At 46.7% G+C, this 20,586-nt stretch carries 15 protein-coding genes and 2 pseudogenes; 8 read left to right on the top strand and 9 right to left on the bottom strand.

The window, feature by feature from the left end:
* Positions 1 to 331: pseudogene (locus RH949_RS09615) on the top strand (Uma2 family endonuclease); the annotation flags it as partial.
* 83 nt (positions 332 to 414) lie between these two features.
* Here RH949_RS09615 and RH949_RS09610 read toward each other — a convergent pair.
* A complete protein-coding gene (locus RH949_RS09610; protein ID WP_446352702.1) occupies positions 415 to 2,625 on the bottom strand; it encodes a mechanosensitive ion channel domain-containing protein in 2,211 nt (736 codons plus the stop codon).
* Between the two features lie 270 nt (positions 2,626 to 2,895).
* On the opposite strand from RH949_RS09610, the gene RH949_RS09605 reads away from it, so the two are divergent.
* Complete coding sequence (locus RH949_RS09605; protein ID WP_446352701.1) at positions 2,896 to 3,114, top strand: hypothetical protein; 219 nt, start codon at positions 2,896 to 2,898, stop codon at positions 3,112 to 3,114.
* Here RH949_RS09605 and RH949_RS09600 read toward each other — a convergent pair.
* From RH949_RS09600 to RH949_RS09590, 3 genes are all read right to left on the bottom strand, one after another.
* A complete protein-coding gene (locus RH949_RS09600; protein ID WP_446352700.1) occupies positions 3,061 to 4,836 on the bottom strand; it encodes an N-acetylmuramoyl-L-alanine amidase in 1,776 nt (591 codons plus the stop codon). The two genes, RH949_RS09605 and RH949_RS09600, sit on opposite strands and share 54 nt — an antisense overlap.
* A 221-nt stretch (positions 4,837 to 5,057) precedes the next feature.
* Positions 5,058 to 5,603 (bottom strand): pyridoxamine 5'-phosphate oxidase family protein, encoded by a 546-nt coding sequence (locus RH949_RS09595; protein WP_446352699.1) that lies wholly within the window; start codon positions 5,601 to 5,603, stop codon positions 5,058 to 5,060.
* 291 nt (positions 5,604 to 5,894) lie between these two features.
* Positions 5,895 to 7,574 (bottom strand): DUF7453 family protein, encoded by a 1,680-nt coding sequence (locus RH949_RS09590; RefSeq protein WP_446352698.1) that lies wholly within the window; start codon positions 7,572 to 7,574, stop codon positions 5,895 to 5,897.
* Positions 7,575 to 8,254: 680 nt separating this feature from the next.
* Here RH949_RS09590 and RH949_RS09585 point away from each other — a divergent pair.
* Together RH949_RS09585 and RH949_RS09580 are read left to right on the top strand one after the other, a co-directional pair.
* On the top strand, positions 8,255 to 9,919 hold the full coding sequence (locus RH949_RS09585; RefSeq protein ID WP_006099539.1) for a CTP synthase: 1,665 nt from the start codon (positions 8,255 to 8,257) through the stop codon (positions 9,917 to 9,919).
* A gap of 86 nt (positions 9,920 to 10,005) precedes the next feature.
* A complete protein-coding gene (locus tag RH949_RS09580; RefSeq protein WP_006099378.1) occupies positions 10,006 to 10,425 on the top strand; it encodes a hypothetical protein in 420 nt (139 codons plus the stop codon).
* A 254-nt stretch (positions 10,426 to 10,679) separates the two neighbouring features.
* On the opposite strand, the gene RH949_RS09575 is transcribed toward RH949_RS09580, so the two are convergent.
* Complete coding sequence (locus tag RH949_RS09575) at positions 10,680 to 11,645, bottom strand: aldo/keto reductase (protein ID WP_446352697.1); 966 nt, start codon at positions 11,643 to 11,645, stop codon at positions 10,680 to 10,682.
* A gap of 169 nt (positions 11,646 to 11,814) precedes the next feature.
* Between RH949_RS09575 and RH949_RS09570 the strand changes: the two genes are divergently transcribed.
* Positions 11,815 to 12,549, top strand: coding sequence for an SDR family oxidoreductase (locus tag RH949_RS09570; protein WP_446352696.1), 735 nt, complete (start codon positions 11,815 to 11,817; stop codon positions 12,547 to 12,549).
* Between the two features lie 106 nt (positions 12,550 to 12,655).
* On the opposite strand, the gene RH949_RS09565 is transcribed toward RH949_RS09570, so the two are convergent.
* From RH949_RS09565 to RH949_RS09550, 4 genes are all read right to left on the bottom strand, one after another.
* Complete coding sequence (locus tag RH949_RS09565) at positions 12,656 to 12,964, bottom strand: hypothetical protein (RefSeq protein ID WP_006099384.1); 309 nt, start codon at positions 12,962 to 12,964, stop codon at positions 12,656 to 12,658.
* Between the two features lie 299 nt (positions 12,965 to 13,263).
* Entirely contained in the window at positions 13,264 to 13,947 is a 684-nt protein-coding gene (locus RH949_RS09560; RefSeq protein WP_446352695.1) for an SDR family oxidoreductase, read from the bottom strand.
* A gap of 103 nt (positions 13,948 to 14,050) precedes the next feature.
* A complete protein-coding gene (locus RH949_RS09555; RefSeq protein WP_044205560.1) occupies positions 14,051 to 14,638 on the bottom strand; it encodes a Uma2 family endonuclease in 588 nt (195 codons plus the stop codon).
* Between the two features lie 55 nt (positions 14,639 to 14,693).
* Positions 14,694 to 17,246 (bottom strand): CHAT domain-containing protein, encoded by a 2,553-nt coding sequence (locus RH949_RS09550; RefSeq protein ID WP_446352694.1) that lies wholly within the window; start codon positions 17,244 to 17,246, stop codon positions 14,694 to 14,696.
* 668 nt (positions 17,247 to 17,914) lie between these two features.
* On the opposite strand from RH949_RS09550, the pseudogene sufU reads away from it, so the two are divergent.
* The 3 genes and pseudogenes from sufU to RH949_RS09535 form a co-directional block, all read left to right on the top strand.
* Positions 17,915 to 18,178, top strand: a pseudogene (sufU, locus tag RH949_RS09545) (Fe-S cluster assembly sulfur transfer protein SufU); the annotation flags it as partial.
* Positions 18,179 to 18,249: 71 nt separating this feature from the next.
* A complete protein-coding gene (locus RH949_RS09540) occupies positions 18,250 to 18,924 on the top strand; it encodes a response regulator transcription factor (RefSeq protein WP_006099560.1) in 675 nt (224 codons plus the stop codon).
* A 246-nt stretch (positions 18,925 to 19,170) separates the two neighbouring features.
* A complete protein-coding gene (locus RH949_RS09535) occupies positions 19,171 to 20,439 on the top strand; it encodes a sensor histidine kinase (RefSeq protein WP_446352693.1) in 1,269 nt (422 codons plus the stop codon).
* Positions 20,440 to 20,586: the final 147 nt, after the last annotated feature.

Raw genomic sequence — 20,586 nt, 5'->3', positions numbered from 1 at the left:
GCTCAATGATGCTGGACATTATGTCTTGCAGCCGCCACAACAGAACCGCTATTGGGTAGAAGCACTGGGTTTATTTTTAGGTGTGTGGCAAGGAAGGAAGGGAAACCGTCAGGGGTATTGGTTGCGGTGGTGGGATGAATCTGGGCAACTTGTACCCTGGGGGGTAGAATTGGTTGAACAAGAACGACTTCGGGCTGAACAAGAACGACTTCGAGCTGAACAAGAACGCCTTCGGGCTGAACAAGAGCAGCAACGGGCTGAACAAGAACGACTTCGAGTTCAAACCTTGATCGCACAGTTACGAGCCGCTCGAATTGAGCCAGAGGCGTGAGTACAGCTACAAAATTAGTAGAGACGTTCCGATGGAACGTCTCTTCGGTGGAAAAGCCCTACCTAAAACCTAAAAGCTAGGTTCTAATCTGGACCATCCGGATCAACGCCAAGGGAGGGTTCAGCATCCAACAATGACTCAGGGTCAAAGAATGACTTAGTACCAGGCTTAGAGAGTTGAGTTTCTAAGGATTCCACAGGCATTTGCGAAACTAATTCTGGCGTTTTGCCATTAGTGGCAGCATGGTGGATGCGAATATCTTGCTGGGGTATGATTGAGATCCCTTCTTTGTCCAAGCGTTCCTGAACCGTGTAGAGTATCTCTTCATAAGCTGTCCAAAAGTCCTCAGTTTTCGTCCAAAAGTTAAACCCCATAATCACATAATAGTCACTACCTTTATAAGGAAAAATGGACGGCGGTGGATTGTCTAGAGTCAAGGGGTGTGACTTTCCAATCTCCAACAAAATTTCCTTGACCCAGCGCAGGTTAGTTTCCAAGGAAATATTAAGACTCAATCCACCCTTACGAATATCCTGGGTGGTCAGGTTTTCAATGGTACTGCTCCAAATCGTGTTGTTGGGAACCGTATAAATTTGAGCGCCAAAGCCTTTAAGTCTTGTATTGGCAAGGGTGATTGAATCAACGTAACACCACAAATCACCGATTTTGACTTCATCGCCAACATCGAAGGGCTTGTACGCCATAATCATCAAGCCACTTGCCAAATTTCCTAGGTTACTTTGCAGTGCGAAGGCGAGTACGAAACTCACCCCCCCAAGCAGGGCGAGGATTGGACCGAGGCTGACTTCAAGTGCAGTTAGAGCGAGTAGGAAGGCAACCAGGATACCACCGCGCTGGATCACGATAACCACGAAGTTACGTAACAGTTGGGATATATGGCTCAATCGCAAAAAAGCTTGGTTAACAATGATACCGAGGACCTGAGACGCGATCGCGACGCCGATAAAAACACCTAAAAACTTGCCCGTATTATTGACCCAGCGTAAGCCACCTTCTTCAGATGAGAACCAGTTGAGCAGCCGTAGCCCTAAACCTTCGGTGTCGGTTATGTCAAGTTCAACACCACTAACGGCTTGAATATATTTACGGTAAAACTCAGGATCGCCGCCTTTTTTCTCCAATTCGTCCAGGATAACGCTAAAGCGATCAATAATTGCAGTTCGTTCCTCTTGAAGTTCGGTAACCGCAATCACCAGTTGATTTTTCTCTTCCGAATCGGCTTCGGCATTCTCTTCAAGTTGTGTGCCTGCCTCTTCAAGCTGCTGTTGTTGTTCTTGAAGTTCCCCTTGACTCTCCGCGACTTCCGGCGGTCCAGCGACTTTTTCCTCTCCGTCAACGTCTACTTCCGTGTTTTCCAGAGTGGCTGTCAGTTCATCGAGATTTTCCGAGGATTGCTCTTCAGGGGCATCCACTCCTTCAATGGCTTCCCTTGCTTTTTTGAGTGCTTCTAGGCTGGTTTCAAGTTGCTGAGTTGCTTCTTTATGTTCCGGTGAGTCAGGAATCGTACCCTCTTGGGCTTCTTTGGCATCCTCAACGTCTTTGATCGCGGCTTCTAGGGTATCAATGTTTTCCGTCGTGGCTTCATAGCCCAACGAGCCGGCTTCCATCTCCTCCCGTGCTTTCTTGGCATCCTCAACTGCTTGTTTTGCCGCCTCCAGTTCCCCGGTTTCCTCGGCTTTTTTCAGGGCGCTGCTTGAGGTTTCGTCTTCTTCAATCTTCTGTTTCGTTTCGGCAGCTTCCTCGGTGGCGTCTTGAGCCACTTTCAGGTTTTCTTTGGCTGCTTCTACCTTTTTCGCCGCTTCTTCGTATTCTGGAGAGCCAGGATTGGCATTGGCTTGAGCTTCCTCGGCTTCGGCAAGGGCTGTCTTGGCTTCGTCTAACGCATTGGCGGCTTCTTCCTGTTTGCCAATGGCTAAATTTTGCCGTTTTATGGCAATTTCAGCGGCGCTAATTTCTTTGGCTTTTTCTTTGAGCAGCACTAGCCAAGCAGCTGCCTCAATTTCCAGTTCGGCTAGGGTAAGGGGTTGAACCAACAGTCTCAATTCCTCTACGGGAATGGTGGGATCTGCCGTCGTAGTTGCCGTGCTAGGATCTACCTCTGTGGGAGTTTCCACTTGTTCCGTGGTGGTTTCTTCCGCTTCAGCGTCTTGGGCTCGCACCGGAGTCCACCACACCGCGAAGGCACAGACAACTCCCGTCAGGACAATTGCACCCACTCGATAACGCTTTCTGGGCGGTTTATCCCTCAATGTTTTTCGTTTTAATGCCAGCATTTTGTTAGTTAAAAAACGCAATTACAGCTACAACAGTCTAAAAGCTAAACTGATTCGATTTATCTTGAGCAGGCAGAGAGTTCGGCTCGATTAGAATAATTTAATCTTACTATTATATTATTACTGTTGACTCTTTGTCAATACGTCACGTTCCTCTGTTCTATCCAGCGCAACTAACAATGGTATCGCTATGCAGCATTGTCGCCTTCTGCTCTTGGCGAGCCTTTTGCGTTATTGTACTAGCAGCTGTATTTCCTATACCACCAACTTATGACCACCACAAAAGAACAATTGCTCATCGCGATCGAATCTACTCCAGAACCCATTCTGGCGCAAATTCTTGATTATCTGGAATATCTCAAAACCAAACCTAGAATCTTGGGTTTGAATTATACTTTGCATCCGGATCAATCAAATAATTCCCCCTGTTTGGCTCTATTGAGAATTCTGGAACCATTCTGTCACCCCATCCGCGATCGCACTCGCTAATCTCTGTTGTTGTTGCGGATTCGTAATCCACTCAAATTCCTCTGGATTAATCATAAATCCCAGTTCTAATAACACCGATGGTGCGGTATGAGGACGAGTCAGTGCTAGATTATTCCAAAACACTCCATAAGCCGGACGATCTAACTGATTCACGAGATAATCCTGCAAAAATATGGCTAAATTATGCGCCTGAGGATGATACCAAAACATACCAACCCCTTTGGTATTTATCGCATCACCTGCATCCGGGAGGGCGTTGTAATGAATCGAAAGTGCGATCGCAGGTTTAACTTGGTTAATCATGGTTACACGATCGCCCAATGACACCGCCTGATCGGTTTCCCGTGTCATATAAACTGTTGCACCCTTTTTCTGAAGTTGTTCGCGCAGTAACTTCGACACAATTAAATTCACATCTTTTTCCGGATAACCTGTTGGTCCCCTCGCCCCTAATTCTGCCCCCCCATGTCCCGGATCAAGAAGAATTTTAATTCCCTTTAACGGTTGTAAAGCATTTTCAGGATTGAGTTCTACGTTTTGAGTGCGAACAGTTGGCGGATGACGTAAGGTAAGAATCAGATTAGTTTGGTCATATCTCAGGTCATACCCCCATTGTTGATCAGATTTCAAGTTAAATGTATAGTTGACCTGAGTTGGTGTAACTTGTTGCCAATCTAGGCGTTTAATCAGGGGGTCATCATCCAAGCGAATCACATCCGTTTGGGCGGTTGTATTATGCAGCGTTAAAGTAAACGTGCGATCGCCTTGCTGAACCGTCACAGGTACAGGTGTATTTAACGGAAACACCACTTCTGTCGCCCCAGGAATCTGACGGGCGCGGATACTGCGAATCACGGCGGTTGGCGGAACCGTATTCGGAACAATACGCACTTCTTCGGCTTTAATCCACGCCCCATAATCTAAACGTACCCATTCACCTTCACGCCCTGTCACCGTCGCCCTGACGCCTTTGGGTAAGGGGGTAAGGCGAGAATAGGTGGTACTAGGTCCGGTTCGGGCTACACCTGCATCAACAATCACCTCAGCCACCTCTAATTCAACAGGGTTGAGAATGGAAATCTGTCCAGGTGCAGCTTGACTTATGGTTTTCCCATTCAAGGTTAATTGATAGTTTGGTTGTCCTAAATTTGCCGCAATTTCTGCGGTTGCACAGCCCTGATAATCACCCGTCGTCGATTGAACACCAGCCTGATTTTGGTCAATTAATCCGGCGGAATTGGGCGGTAACTGGATATCCTGGGATTGAGCCATTAACGGAATGGTTTGATTTGCCAGGTTCACTGTTACCGTAGCATTTGGCGGCGCGATCGCACGAAAACAGATTAGTTCTCCAGGTAATCTGGCAATATCCACGTTTGGGGTGAGGTAATCCTGGGCAAAACTTAACTCAGTTGGCACGTTTGGCGTCGGGTCAATGCGAGTTACATTAATCTGAATGGTCTGATTTTGATAGCGCAGAGTAAAGCGATTTTTGCCCAATTTTAAGGGGAAACTCGGCGCAAAATGTCCAGCCGGACTGCGGGGGATAACTTGACCATTGACCCGCACGTCTTCTGCTGGTGGTGCTGTTCCAATTAAGAAAATTTGTTCCGCAGTAGTTTGATGATTGTCAGACGGATACGTCAGGAAAAGAGGCTGTTCCGCCAAAGCTGGAGATGCCATGACTGATGCTAATACAGACAATCCTAGGATGGTTTTCATTTATTATTCGTCATTCGTCATTCGTCATTCGTCATTCGTCATTCGTCATTCGTCATTCGTCATTCGTCATTCGTCATTCGTCATTCGTCATTCGTCATTCGTCATTCGTCATTCGTCATTCGTCATTCGTCATTCGTCATTTAGACAGGGCGGGTTTAGTGACATTAGGGTGGGCAAAAAACGATAGTAGTGAAACCCGCCCCTACACCCTGCCTACTTTTTCAATCGGATAAAAGATGAGTGGGTAATCCATCAATGCTTTGGATATTTTTCGCCTGCCAATATTCATAAATTCCCTGTTCTCCCTTGTTATCTGCCCATTCAACCAGGGTTTCTCTTTCACCCATAAATTCATATAGGGGAACACCATAGCCACAAGAGGTTTGCGCTGATTCAATACCCAAAACGATAATTTGCCGTTGTCCTGGCAGGGGATTAAAGTAGGTATAAAAGGTTTCCCATTCTGGATCAGTGGGGCGAATTACCCGCCCTTGACCGTAAAGGCGTAATATTAGAGGTTTATCGGTAAAACTGCAAAACATGATCGTTAGTCTACCATCGTCCTGCAAATGAGCCGCCGTTTCATTGCCACTACCTGTTAAATCCAGATAAGCGACGGTTTTCGGATCAAGACAGCGCAACGTGTCCATCCCTTTGGGAGATAGATTAATCCGCCCCTGTCGAGGTGCTGTGGCTGTAAAGAAAATGTATTGTTCTTTGATGAAGGTTTGTAAATGGTTGGGAAGTTCTGAATAAAATTTTGCCATTGTTCTCTTAATCTTCGTAATATTTATCTATACTGCTATTAATAAATTCTACGGGAAAAAGCACCCTTACTGCTTGTTTTCCGCAAATTACGGCATTTATCTTTAAGGAGTTATTTACTCAATGACAACCCCAGTAGCAAGACCCACAGACTATTGCCTGTGGGTCTTGCTACTGGATTACGAGTACCGAAAATCGGCTGTACATTGGCTGGTTTAGAGTCTTAATGATTCCCACTGTACCATGGCGTTTAACCTAAATGGGTTTAAGTTCAACCAGTCTATTATTGATTATCAAGGACGACTTTTGCGCTTGCATTTTAGACCCAATGCGAACACGATCGCACCTGTCAATAGAGAAAACGAGGGTTCTGGAACAGTAGCTGTGCGAGTCACATAAATTCCTGCCCAAGAATCTTCTTCCGCATCCCCTACCATACTAGCCGTCAGTGCCAACCAGCCGTCGCGATAGCCATCACGCTCAATGCCAACCGAAGAAATAGTTAGACCCGTCGCTTCCGGATCTAACACCTCACCGAGCATAGAGGTATCCACTACAGTTAACAGCTCTGAATCTAGCCCCAACAGAGCATAAATCCCTTCAATTCCGGAATCTTTGCTGCCTTTAAAAGCAATTTGCGAACCATCAACCGTAACAAAAGCTGTGGAACGCCAGCGTGCCAGTTCCAAGTCACCCTCCTCATCTTCACCCTCACCAACCCCAGGTGGACGACCGGAGAAATTCCAGAATAGAAAGTCAGAGAAACCTTCCTCACCCGTTTGGGCAATAAGCTGAGTCTCTAGCGTTTCGGTATTCGTGAGGAAAATACCTTGGTTAGCAGCGACTTCAGTGGTAAAGCCATTGGGATACAAGCTTTGGCAATAATCAACCCGCGCTTGATTGCCCTCTTCCGGACAAAATAGGGTAATCGGTTTCGTCTCGCTACCCAATGCTCCCCAAAATGCCAGATAATTTCCATCGAAGGACAATGCCTCACCCAATCGAGTGAAGGGCAAACTGCTACCTGGTGCAGTTTCACCAAGAGACACTAATGGATTAAGGGTTCTCGGCTCAAGCAACGATACTTGATAGATACCGCCCAAAGTTGGCGATTCCTCATTATCAACGCCGAGAAATACAGCATTTCCCCTCGCGGCACTCGGCGGTGCTGTTGAACCAAAGAGAATGCCCGTAGGATTGTTACCAGGGATAACGGTATTGCTATCGGCAATCAACTCAACGGAATTCGTGCCACCATTCGCCAAGACATCCCGAAAATAAACCCCCGTCTTCCCTTCTCCTGTTGCCTGATCCGTCCAATTTCCCTTAAAGACGATGGTGCTGCCATCGGTGGGTGCAGGTGCGCCAGGAAACTGGTCAAATCGCGTAGTGGGGCTACTGCTTGGAACGCTGAAGTAGTCAAATCCACTCACTTCACCAAGCTGGCTAGCTCCCGTGATCAGCTCTCCCATGGGATTGGTGTAAATTCCGGAAGTCCCCAACTGAGTCACTGTTTCCCCCGTGACCGGATCGATAACCTGCCATACTGGGTTAGATTGTCCACGGGTCGCTGTCATGCTAGAATCGATATCGATTCGCGGGAAAGACGGAAACTCGGTAAACTCGGCGCTGGTGTTGTTCGGCTCAGGTACAAGAGAACCCCGTGTTGCGATCGCTTCGATCGAACCAAGATTGAGCAGATCACGGCTAAAGATGCCAGTACTCGGTTGCCCACCTTGTCCACCTCGACTGCGAGCACGAAAGACAACAAGACCACTGCTATTGACTGAGGGTTGATTATAGCTGTTAAATAACCGATTAGTGCCAGGAATGTTATCACCGTTGTTGACGACTGTGGTGAAATGAAACGGTGAAGTGTCTGAAAAGGTAGCTGCCTGTAGGGGCGATTCATAGACTAGAAAACAAGTGGTTCCTAGAAGTGCAGCTTTGAAGAATAAAGTAGCTTTTTTCATAAACAACCTAAACAACACCCTATATTTAGGTTGAGTATACGGAAAATCGCCCTATTTTTGGTAAAGAAGCTGTAAAATTTGAGAGCTGATTTATAAAGTAGAGATGAAGAGGCTCTCCTTGTGCAGTGAGTTTAGGGCTATGTTGAGTACAGTGACTATATATATTAGATAACGAAACATCAACTTTTGTAAAGGTATGCGGATAATTTGTTACCTTGCCAGTCGGAAGCGATCGCAAGTCGTCTAGCTTGGGAAGAGGGATGAGCGTTGAGTGGGAGAGGGGCTAGGGGCATTGTCAGGTATAGTTCATCGGGCTTGGGGAGAAAAGCAGGACGAAAAAAGCGTCAGGCTTTCGGGGTGGACATTCCAGACGAGAGCGGATGTTCAACGTAAAGGATAAAAGAATCCCAAAAACTAATCGGGCAGAGCGTAGACGAGTTGTGCATAGAAAATGGAGAAAGGATGTTCTCAGCGTGACTTGTGGCGTCTGAAATTAGGAGAAGCGAGTTTCATTGGTTTGGGTGTACAGGGTGATGGCAATTTCAATAACCGGTCAGGGGAAGATTACTCTTATCAGTGATTGAGGGCGTCACACTCCAGCCCGACTCCCAACAATCTGAAAAGACTGTGGCACAATTAACGGGGTGCATCTTGAAAAGTCTGGCGTACTTAAAAATTCTATGGCTAAATTTGTCTTTGTAACAGGTGGGGTTGTATCTAGCATCGGTAAGGGTATCGTTGCTGCTAGCTTAGGACGATTGCTCAAATCACGGGACTATTCGGTGTCGATTCTTAAGCTAGACCCCTATATTAACGTCGATCCAGGAACTATGAGTCCCTTTCAACATGGGGAAGTCTTTGTCACAGCAGATGGGGCGGAGACGGATTTAGACTTGGGACATTATGAGCGGTTTACGGATACGCTGATGTCCCGCCTCAATAGTGTCACCACCGGATCAATCTATCAGGCGGTTCTGAATAAAGAGCGTCGCGGCGACTACATGGGGGGAACGGTTCAGGTGATTCCCCATATTACCAATGAGATTAAAGAACGGATTCATCGGGTGGCAAAAAATACCAATCCGGATGTGGTAATTACCGAAATTGGGGGAACCGTCGGGGATATTGAATCCTTACCATTTTTGGAAGCGATTCGTCAATTCCGTAAGGATGTGGGGCGCAATAATGTGCTGTATATGCACGTCACCCTGCTACCCTGGATTCCGTCAGCCGGTGAAATGAAAACCAAGCCGACTCAGCATTCGGTGAAAGAACTGCGTTCGATTGGGATTCAACCGGATATTTTAGTTTGTCGGTGCGATCGCCCCCTGCAACCAGGGATTAAAGAGAAACTCTCGGAGTTCTGCGATGTGCCTGTAGAATCCGTGATTACCTCTCCCGATGCCAATAGCATCTATGAAGTCCCCCTGATTCTAGAACAAGAAGGACTGGCAAACCAAAGCTTAGATTTATTACAACTCCCCCAACGGGAACCTGATTTAAGCCAGTGGCAAACCTTGGTGGAACGTATGCATCGCCCCATCCATCAGGTAGAAATTGCCATTGTCGGTAAGTATATTCGGTTGAGTGATGCTTATTTATCCGTTGTCGAAGGATTGCGCCACGCCGCGATCGCATTAGGGAGCGAATTCAACATCCGTTGGGTAAGTTCGGAAGATATTGAAACCGAGGGTGCGGAAAAGTTTTTAGCGGGAGCCAACGCGATCATTGTTCCGGGAGGCTTTGGTATCCGAGGCGTCGATGGCAAAGTAGCAGCAATTGAATATGCCCGTACCCAAAAAATTCCTTTCCTGGGTTTATGCTTGGGAATGCAGTGTTCTGTGATTGAGTGGGCGCAAAATATTGCCCTGCTTGAGGATGCTCATAGTGCTGAGTTTGTACCCAATGCTCGGAATCCCGTGATTAACTTGTTGCCCGAACAGCAGGATGTTGTGGACTTAGGGGGTACGATGCGCTTAGGGATGTGTCCTTGTCGGATTCTGCCCAATACCTTAGCTGCTTCACTCTATGAGGAGGAGGTGATTTATGAACGTCACCGACATCGCTATGAATTTAATAATGCCTATCGTAACCTGCTTTTAGACACAGGTTATATGATTAGTGGCACATCCCCCGATGGTCGCTTAGTGGAAATCATTGAATACCCCGATCATCCATTTTTCCTGGCGACTCAGTTTCACCCAGAGTTTAGCTCTCGACCGAGTACGCCCCACCCCTTGTTTAAAGGATTTGTGCAAGCTGCGATCGAGCAATGCCAGAGTGAAGATGCAATTTCTCCAACCAATGCTTCCATTATCCAGCAATCCCCAGTGCAGGTATCGTGACCTAGAGATTTGAATTTTGAGTTATGAGTTTACCCAAATTATCCACAACTCATAACTCAAAGCTCGCAATAGCTTGAGGAGGTTTTGTGGCGTACTGGATACAAATTGATTATGAACGCAGTGATTATGTGATTGACTTAGATCGCATCAGTGCGTTTGCCTGCGCTCCCAACGGCAAAATTATCTTCTGGTTGCCGAATAGTGCCCACCAGATTATCATTAATCAGCAAGGTGATCCAGAGGGGTATCATCAAGTTTTGGAGTATATTAAACAAGTCTGTGCTCATTCCCTAGCTGGATCTTGGATTCAAGTTAGATATGAGCGCAGTGATTATGTAATTGATCTAAACCGCATCAGTAGCTTTTCTCACGCGGCGAGTGGCAAGTTAACCTTTTGGTTACCCGATAGTTCAATTCCGATTATTATTAATGAGCAAACTGATCCAGAGAGTTATCAGAAGATTCTAGATTATATTAAACGTAAAACAGGTTATGTTATTTCTTAGAAAGTTAAATTGGAGCGGGTTTAGTCAAATCGGGGCTGGCTCAGAAACGATAGTGGTAAAACACGCCCCTACAGATCCGCATTCCGTGAACGAAGAAGGGTGAAGACGCACCATGGAACGCCTCTACATAGCTCCGGGAGCTGTAGCTTAAGTTGACACAGATGGCGGACAAGAGACTTGCACTAAGTAGGGCTTGCTGAGCCTTGATTGATAAGGGTTTCCAGTTTGTACAGCAAGCCCTAATTATTGGTCTGTTATGAATTCCAATCCCACATCACGGGATTATCGTCCAGGGGATCAGTAACAATACGTCCGATCGCGTCAATTTCTTGCAGTTCTTCTTGAGATAACTTCACCTCAGCCGCCTTAGCATTACTAGAGGATTGTCCCTCATGACGCGCTCCCGCGATCGCATTCGTTTGCGGTTGGGCAATTAACCAAGCTAAGGATAATTGAGCCAGACTACAATTATGACGTTCGGCAATTGGGCGCAGTTTATCTAAAGCTTGCTGCGCTCGTTTATAGTTGTCTCCTTGAAACAGACGATTTTTGGCACGATGATCGCCTTCTCTTAATTGATGATCGGGTCCAAATTTACCTGTGAGCAATCCTTGGGCGAGGGATGAGTATGCCAAGATTGAGATATTATTCTCAATGCAGTAGGGTTGGGCATCCTGCTCGACTTTACGCCAAAACAAGGAATAAGGCGGTTGTAAGCTGTCAATCTTCCCATACTGAGCTGCTTCTTCTAACTGAGCGTGGGAAAAATTAGACACACCAATTGCTCGAATTTTGCCCTGTTCCTTCAGTTTGTTCAAGGCGCTCATTGTCTCCTCAAGCGGTACTACCTCAGTATTAAATGAGCCGGGGTACCAATGAATTTGGTATAAGTCAATATAGTCCGTCTGAAGATTTTTCAGAGAGCGATCGCAGGCTTCGATAACTTTATCGTATTTTAGATTCCCCACCCACACTTTGGAGGCATAAACCACCTGATCTCGCACATCGGATAATGCCTGGGCAACAATCTGCTCCGAATGCCCATTACCATAGATTTCTGCGGTATCCACCGTCGTGATACCCGCGTCAAAAGCGGCTCGGATAGCTTTAATCGTTTCCGCGTCTTCAATCCCCACCCAGTGGGTTTTACCCGCCTGCCAGGTGCCCATTATAATCGGTGTGATTTTGATATCGGAAGTTCCTAAAGGTCGCGTTTCCATAGCCTGCTCCTGTTCTGTAGATAATTTTAACCCCAATGAGCCGGGGAATTAACCGATAAACTAATCCCATTTAATCTTGAAAGCTTTGGCAGAGTCTTGGCGTCTATCCCAGGTACAATTAGTTTGAACCTCCAGATAGTAGTTGCTGAAAACCTCTGAGTCCAAGGATATGGAAGATCATACTCGTAAAATTGCCTTAGTGACAGGTGCCAATAAAGGATTAGGGTTTGAAATTAGTAAACAACTCGCCCAAAAAGGCATCCGCGTTATTCTTGGAGCGAGAGATGCCAACAAGGGGCGGGAAGCCTGCGACAAACTTAAGCAAGAAGGATTAGACGTAGATTTCTGTCTTTTGGATATGAACAGTCGTGAAAGTATCCACAATGCCATTAGTTCGCTTAAACAAGAACTTGGCGAACTGCATATCCTCGTCAACAATGCCGGGGTGCTACTCGATAGAAAAACGTCTGTATTGGATGTAGATTTTGATACGTTCTCGCAAACCCTGCAAACAAATCTTTATGGCGCTTTTCTAATGTGTCAAGCTTGCATTCCTTTGATGAAAGAATCAAATTATGGTCGCATTGTCAATATGTCTAGTACCCTTGGTTCTTTTGCGGAAATGAGTGATCCAAGTTCGCCTTATTATGATATTCTCACTCCTACCTACAGACTATCTAAAACAGCTCTCAATGCGGTTACAGCTTTGCTTGCCAAGGAGTTGCGAGGAACCAATATTTTAATCAATTCGGCTTGTCCGGGTTGGGTGAAAACGGATATGGGTTCTGAAGCTGCACCGCTAAACATTGAGCAAGGTGCTGATACCCCTGTATGGCTGGCAACTTTACCCGATGATGGACCCACGGGTGGCTTTTTTAACCGTCGTCAGCCTATGGCTTGGTAAATAAAGTCGAGTAGAAAAGTAATGCGAATCCAGTGCAAACTTCCTACTTCCCTTCTGCCTTTTGCTTTGTCTCCACCAATATGTAAGTATTCAACCGGATATTATATCATCCCTTTCCTTCTAAAATTTCTATCAGCCTATCTTCTAAAGCATTCCGAGCCGCCACATCTGAACAATGATCAATGAGAGATTTTGCCGCCGATATCGCGGCTTGAGCTGTGGGGAAATCAAAACCGCCAAAGGGATCAATAATGGTCGGTTCGAGCAACTGTTCTGATTCTAGCCACGTTACTGTCCAACGCCCTGTTTTTCTCTCCCAAATCGGAATAATTAAATATTCATCCCAATGGGTGTGGTAGCGTTCGGCTTGATCAAAATTTGCCTTATAAGAGTGGCGTTTATAAACGTTATCCACTACTTTTCAATCCTCCCTGATTCTTGATGCTGTACTAAACCCTGGTTTAGAGTCCAGGACTTTGCCTTGAATGGTAATTTCCCCATAGCTAAGTCAAGAAAATCTCGCCTTTTTGCTTTCGTCGTACTATCAAATATTTGACATGATTAGTCGATTTTAGCTGATTTGGGCGAGGTTTCCCAAGGCTTTATTTGTGAAACTTTGTATAGCTCCCGTTTTTCTCCTCTACCTGCTGTTTTTAGGCTGAAGCGAGATAATTGCCGTCTCGCCTCAAACGCAGAGTCGAATCTCTGATTATATCATGCGGGGACAGTTAAGGGTTGACCATTATCGGCAGGAGTCAATTGCAGCAAGAAGGGAACTGCTTTTTTCTTCCAATCTTGGATAGCCGTATAAGACGCCGCCGCTTCGCCATAGCAAACTTCCAGCATCTCAGTATGGATAATACCGGGACTTAGGGGAATCGCCGCCATTCCTTTGGGTAATTCTTGAGCTAGCGATCGCGTCATGCCTTCAATTGCCCATTTAGAGGTACAGTAGGAGGAGACTTGGGGTGAGGTTGAGCGTCCCCAACCCGAACTCAGATTGACAATAATACCACTGCCTCGGTCAATCATGGCTGGGATAAAATAGCGAATCACATTAGCGACTCCCTTTATATTGACATCAATCAGATCAGAAAAATCTTGGCTGGGAATTTCCCACAACGGGGCGAGGTTATTAATAATTGCCGCATTATTAATGAGTAAATCGGGCGGACTGTACTCGTTGAGGAGAAGTTTTGCCCAAGCCATCACCTGATCTTCATCGGCAATATCGACCACGGTAAAATTATGGGGAGAACCAAAGGCTTGATTGAGATCCTTGATTGCTGCCTCGTTTCGAGCGCAACCCAAAACTGTATGTCCTTGAGCGATAAATCCCTCAGTCATTGCTCGACCTAAACCCCGGCTGACACCTGTAATCACGATTACTTTTGCCATGGTTACTATTTTCCCTTGATACCTTTCCTCTAATAGATTAAGGCGATATGGGAAGACAAACAAACTGTCTGGAGTCTGGAGACGTTCCACCGGAACGTCTCTACTACATAATTCCCTTTAAATTCAACACAAATCCCGGCAACACATCTTCTCCTGACAGAGTAGCCGGAGAGTTGAGAATTTCTACATCCTCTCCTGGACGATAAATCTCAACTCGCTTATTTTTACGGTCAATTAACCATCCCAATTTTGCCCCGTTATCCCTATATTCTCTCATTTTTTCTTGTAGTTCTTTCAGCGAATCGGTTTCCGAACGCAATTCCACGACCAAATCTGGACAAATCGGGGCAAATTTCTTTTGTTGTGTCGGAGTTAACGCTTCCCATCGTTCCCGGCGTATCCAAGAGACATCAGGGGAACGCTCGGCACCATTGGGAAGTTTGAAGCCACTCGATGAATCAAAGGCAATCCCTAAATTATTCTTACGGCTCCAAGCTTGGAGTTGATAGGCAAGTTCAATATTGCGATTTCCCGTTTCACTACCCGTTGGTGACATGATTAGTAATTCCCCTGATGTTGTCCGCTCAAATCGGTAATCTCGGTTTCTCTGACACAGCTCAAAGAACTGATCATCGGTTAAATCGATACTCAATTTTATCCGAGAAGGCAGAGTAATAGTTGCTCTATTCATACAGGTATTACCACAGCATATTTTATCGAATTTTGGGAACCCACCCATGCCGATTTTATTGGGTTTCTCCTAACAGCGATCGCCAATCTTGGATCGCCTGCTCAGACCAAAGCCAATTCTGACTCAGGGCGTCAGGCTGGAAATTCACAGGGTCATCTTGGAGCACTTTTTTCCGCAGTTTCAACGATTCATTTAAAAGATTGGTGCGCTTTTCGGCTGGCTGTGGTTGAGCAGATTTCCAGAATCCTAAAGCTAATCCCGCATACGCTGTTAACGCTTCTTTTTTCGCCCCATTTCCCGCCACATCTGCATCGATTTGCTCTTGTTCAATTAAGGTGAGAGCATCTAACCAAGCATTGTTAGCTCGCTCGAAATCTCCTTCTGCGTAGTAGGCAAAGCCAAGGGCATTGTGATATTTAGCCAAGTCAGGTTGGGCTTTAACTGCTGTTTCCCAATACCGTCGCACATCGCTGATATTATAGTCTGTATCCCCAGTTTGAAGCGACTGCCAAGCCAGACGTCCTCTCAAAAAACTGATGGTTGGATTATCCAATTGGGAGGGAGAAACAGCCTTTAACGCTGCATCGGCTTGAGACAATGCACCTCTATTGAGTAAAGCTTCAACCGCTTCCGTTCCGGCTTCGATATTTCCCTGACCCAATTGTTCGATCGCGAAAGCGGTGACGCGACTGGTTTCGGCTTGCGCTAAGTTGATCTGATCTGAGTCTGAGGGTTGGGGTAGACTCGGCACAGGAGAATCAGGCGATGTAATTAACGTATCAGGTTGCGGCTGACGGTTCCAAACCAGGGCAAAACTTAATAGTGCGATCGCAACTGCACCAACCCCCAATCCAATCCACAGTTTAGGCGCAACCAGCCAGGAACGCCATCCCTTTTGAGTCGGTTGCGCTGGCGAAGGTTTAGACTTAACCGTATCCTCAGATGACAGCCTTGCTGTTTTTGGCACAGACGTTGGTGCTGGCGCGGCTGAGGAAACAGGGGATTGCTGAGGCGGCGGGTTGGGTACGTCCTGATTCTTTTCTTCAGGCGCTGGTGGTGAGGGATGGTTCGGATCTAGGGGAGGTAATTTAGGTTCCTCGATCTCCGGCTCACTATCCAGTTGTTCGAGTAAATTCTTAATAAAGCTAGACGGATCATCCCCCTCATCTTCTGAGGGCGTCTCCTCTGAGGGCGTCTCATCGAGCCAATTTTGCCTCGGTTGATACTCATACTTAGCTAGGGGAGGTTTCTCCTCTAGCAGGAACTCATCCTCATCCTCTAACCTCGTTCTGTTTAACATCTGTTGTGTGAATAGTTCAGCGTCACTTTCATCAGAGACTAATGGCATATCTGGTGGTTCCGATAACTGTAATCGTTCTTCCCGATGGTGATAGTCATCGTCCACGTTGGTGAGGAATCCATCAAATTCGGGATGCAGGTAAAGTACAGGCAGCGCCCAATATAATTGGTTAGAGCCATAGGCAGAAATTAGCCCCTGTCGCGCTCGACTCAGACTCAGATCAATCGGATAGCCTTGATTGAGATTCCGATACAGGAGGCGAGTCAGGGTGAGTGCCACTTCATCAGGAATTCGCTCTGCCATTGCCAAAACCCCAGGAATACCTCGCTTGACCAAGGCTTCGGCTAAATTGCGCTCTTTGCCATTGTCTAAGGGGTCTGAGGTGGCTGTATAAGCGCCACGACAGGAATTAAATACGGCTAATTGCACGCCGTTATTTGCCAGCAATCCGGCTAAGTCATTACCGTTTAAGGTTTCCGTTAATCCGGTTTTATTACTCACTAAATAAACATCACCGCCAGAATCCCCCAGACTACTGTGACCCGCATAATGGAAGACTTGATATTGACCTTGTTCTAAAGCTTGGGTAAGTTGTTCTCGTCCCGGTTGTTCGAGAATGGTGAGTTGAATCGCCGGGGGTTCTTGGCGAGAACGGTTTTTGAGTTCTTCTTGTAGATGTGCTGCTTCCTGTGCCAGTTCTAAACTCTCTTGGTCACTCGGTCCAGCAATGACCATAAGAATTTTCAGGACAGGATTAGGTTGAGGGGGGAGAGAATGAATTGGTCGCATCAACCCGGTGCTGAGTTGATACCGGGAGAAGGCGACATCCGTCCCCGTTGCCAAAGGGCGATCGCCTGCATGGAGAACTTCCCAGGGTAAGCGGGGTAAGCGATTTCCTTTGAGTCCCAGGCGTAGTCGTAATACAGTGCGTTGATTTTGCGCGATCGCTTGTGCCATCATCCAGCTATCACGCAAGCTCCCTTGAAATAAAGCATTATAGAGTTCCTGACCCAGCGCCACCAAGTTTTGGCAGGATTGACGCACTTGCTGATCGGAGTTAGGCAAGAAAAACAACTCATCCATACCGCCAGCCCCCCCTTGTAACAAGCCCAGAAGGGGATCATTCATCAGTTGTCTCGCTTGCGTTAACCACTCATCCATGGGCCAACGCACTTGTTCTTCTGCCAAAGGCACCCCGGGTGCGACTCGTTCAATCCGCACTAGATGCTGGTCATCCCCCAAAGGGGTCACAGAGATATGGAATTCCTGTGCCACTGCTATTGCCTGGTCAAGTTTGCTGAATGTCAAGGGTTTTTACTGGGTTTACAATATTTATCGCATTCATAGTGTCTTTAGATATAGATTGATTTAATTCTATGAAAGTTTCCTTATAGAGTTTAGGGACTCAGACGCGAGTCATGTATTCAATGAGACCTTTTGACCTTATGGATGAGGGGCGAGACATTAACCCTTGTTGAGAACCCTGGAATTTTTCGGCGGCGGATGCTACTGAACTCAAATTGAGGAACTGATCCAGGATTGTTCCGGATCAACCCCGCCTATTCCAGAAGAGTGGAATGGTAGATGCACCCTGATTGACGTTCCCTGGCTCACTGATTTGGGCTAGGGATTTTTTTTTAGCCCTAGTGGGTAAGCCACATCCAGCATTTTTCCGTTGCTATGTACATGGGGATGAAGGAGTTTTTCCGAATGTAGGGGTGGGTTTCACGATAATCATTTTTTTCCGCCCCGATTTGACTAAACCTGCCCCTAGAGAAGGTTTCAGTTGTGATTGTACAGACTGGTTCTGTTTGGGTTCAGTTCAATCTCTCTTATCTTAGCAACGGTTGTCCGATAGGGATAAATCCGGAAATTCCTCTGGGAAAGGAAGTAGAAGTAGGGTGGGCATTGCCCACCAGCATACCAGTCATTACCTGTAGGGGAACGGCACTGCTGCAAGCGGTCATGCCTTTAAATTGGGTATACTCAAAGACTCAAAGACTCAACGACTCAACCAGCAAATTATTCTAGAACACTCAAAGAACCCTCGAAATCGAGGCAAAACCGATCCTGTTGATGGATATCATCGCGGACATAACCCGATGTGTGGTGACACGATTGAACTAACGATACAGCTTAATCCAACCGAGGATAAGATTGAAGATATTAAGTTTGAGGGAACAGGGTGTGCGATCGCGATCGCGTCAGCCGAATTTATGGCGGATACAGTACAGGGAAAAGCATAGCCGAAGCCTTCTAAAGTGAAAAGTTAATATAGAAACTATCTACCCGTAAATAGCAGTGAACAATCATGAGGATTCTGCTGGTTGAGGATGATCAGCGCATTGCTAAAGCGCTGGCGGAAACTCTGCAAGACCAACATTATATTGTTGATATGGCTACCGATGGCGAAGCGGGGTGGGATTTTGTCGAAGCATTCAGCTATAAACTCATCCTGCTGGATGTAATGCTACCTAAACTCGATGGAATTAGCTTTTGTCAACGCTTGCGACGTTCCGGTAAAATGACCCCGGTGCTGATGCTGACGGCTAAAGACACCAGCAATGATAAGGTGATCGGATTAGATGCGGGTGCGGATGATTATGTGGTGAAACCCTTTGACTTACCCGAATTAACCGCTCGCATTCGGGCATTACTGCGTCGAGGTAATTCTAGCCTACCCCCGGTGCTTGAATGGGAACGTCTGAGCCTCGATCCGAATACCTGTCAAGTGACTTATGCTGAACAACCCCTGCATCTGACACCCAAGGAATATGGTTTGCTGGAATTACTGTTACGAAGTCATGGTCGTGTGCAGAGTCGTAGCGCTATTTTAGAGCAGCTTTGGTCATGGGATGATCCACCCGGAGAAGAAGCGGTTAAGGTTCATATCAAAGACTTACGCAAGAAACTGAGAGCAGCCGGCGCTCCACCGGATTTGATTCAAACTGTTTATGGTATCGGGTATCGGCTGAAGCTTGCATGAGCCAAGGGAAAGACGTAGGGTCAGAGCGAAAAAATGTATAAATTTTTACCCAAATTTGGGTTCAAAACCAGGTTACCTAGGAGTAAAGCGAAAGGTCAAAATCCAAAACTCAGTCAGAGTTGGTTTCGCCAAAACGTTACCCTTAATAGCCAAAAGAAAATCCCTAAACCCGCTCCTACACACTCAAAACCTTGCCCTCTTTCCGAAGTAAAGCATCAAAACTCTGTCAGCCCCCAGTTTAAATCCTTGCGCTGGCGTCTATTGGGTTCTTATCTGATTGTTATGGTGGCAATTCGGGTAATATCCAATGGTGTGGTCTATGAATTTTTTGCCCATAGTCTCTATCAGCAATTAGATAAACGTCTGCTCAATTTAGCCCAAGCGGCGGCTCATAGTTTAGTGGCGATTAAGCAGGATAAAGATGCCGTTGATCAACCAGCTTATCGCCCTTTAGATGGAGATGGTGATCTCGACATTCCCTGGCAGAATCTGAGTAAACCGGATCAAGGTGTGGAGTGGTTTGGCGCGGATAAGCAACGATTAGCGATCTCTGGCACCCTTTCACCCACTTTTCCCCTGCAAGAAGGATTCCAGACAGGGGAACAAGGGCAGATTCGTACCTTAACGATTCCCGCGTACAGTTACAGCCAAGGACAACGACAACTCGAAGGTTATGTCCGCGCCAGTGAATCCACGGAGTCTGTGGAAGCTGTCCTCACCCAGTTACGTTGGGGATCAGGTGTAGCAGGTGTTCTGGCGTTAGGACTGATTGGAGTGGGCGGTATGTGGCTGACTCGGCAGTCGATGAAGCCCATTGAGCATAGTTTTCAGCAACTTAAACAGTTTACAGCCGATGCATCTCATGAGTTACGCAGCCCCCTGACGGCGATTAAGGCGTCAGTGGAAGTAATGCAGACTCATCCAGAACGGATTCATCCGGCGGATGTGGAGAAGTTGGCTGCGATCGCGTCGGCGACTAGCCAGATGAGTCGTTTGGTGGAGGATCTCCTGTTACTAGCCCGAACGGATGCGACAACCCCTGCACCAACCCGCGAATGGGCGGTGATTCCCCTTGACGAACTTTTGGAAGATGTTGAGGAACGTCTCGAACCCAACGCCGAAGCCCAAGATATGACTCTGAAACTAATACTACAACCTGACGTTTTTGTCAATGGAAATGCCTCTCAGCTTTTTCGTGTATTTTGTAATCTGCTCGAAAACGCTCTGCAATACACCTCATCCGGGGGTACAGTTACCCTGTCGATGAGTACAGATGAAACCTGGGTGGTTGTCAGTGTCGAGGATACAGGGATTGGTATTGCTCCAGAACATTTACCCTTTATTTTCGATCGCCTGTGGCGAGCCGATAGAGCCCGAACTCAGCGCCAGGAGGGTTCTGGGTTAGGTTTAGCGATCGCCAAAGCTATTGCCCAACGTCATGGTGGAGACATTACGGTGAGGAGTAAGTTAGGAGTTGGCAGTTGTTTTCAGGTGTATCTACCTATATTTTCTTAGGGGTAAGCTGTTCGGCATTTAAACCTTAATGTCAATAATGACGAAATCCTTGCCGTAGTGCGTTAAGCGAAGCCATGCCGCAGGCTTTGCATCTTGCTCGCTACATCAAGCATCTTGCTCGCTACATCAAGCATCTTGCTCGCTACT

The organism is Coleofasciculus sp. A1-SPW-01, from assembly GCF_040217205.1.
Classification (GTDB): Bacteria; Cyanobacteriota; Cyanobacteriia; order Cyanobacteriales; family Coleofasciculaceae; genus Coleofasciculus; species Coleofasciculus chthonoplastes_A.
Note: the sequence above shows the minus strand (reverse complement) of the source record. Positions and strands in the feature narration are given on the sequence as shown.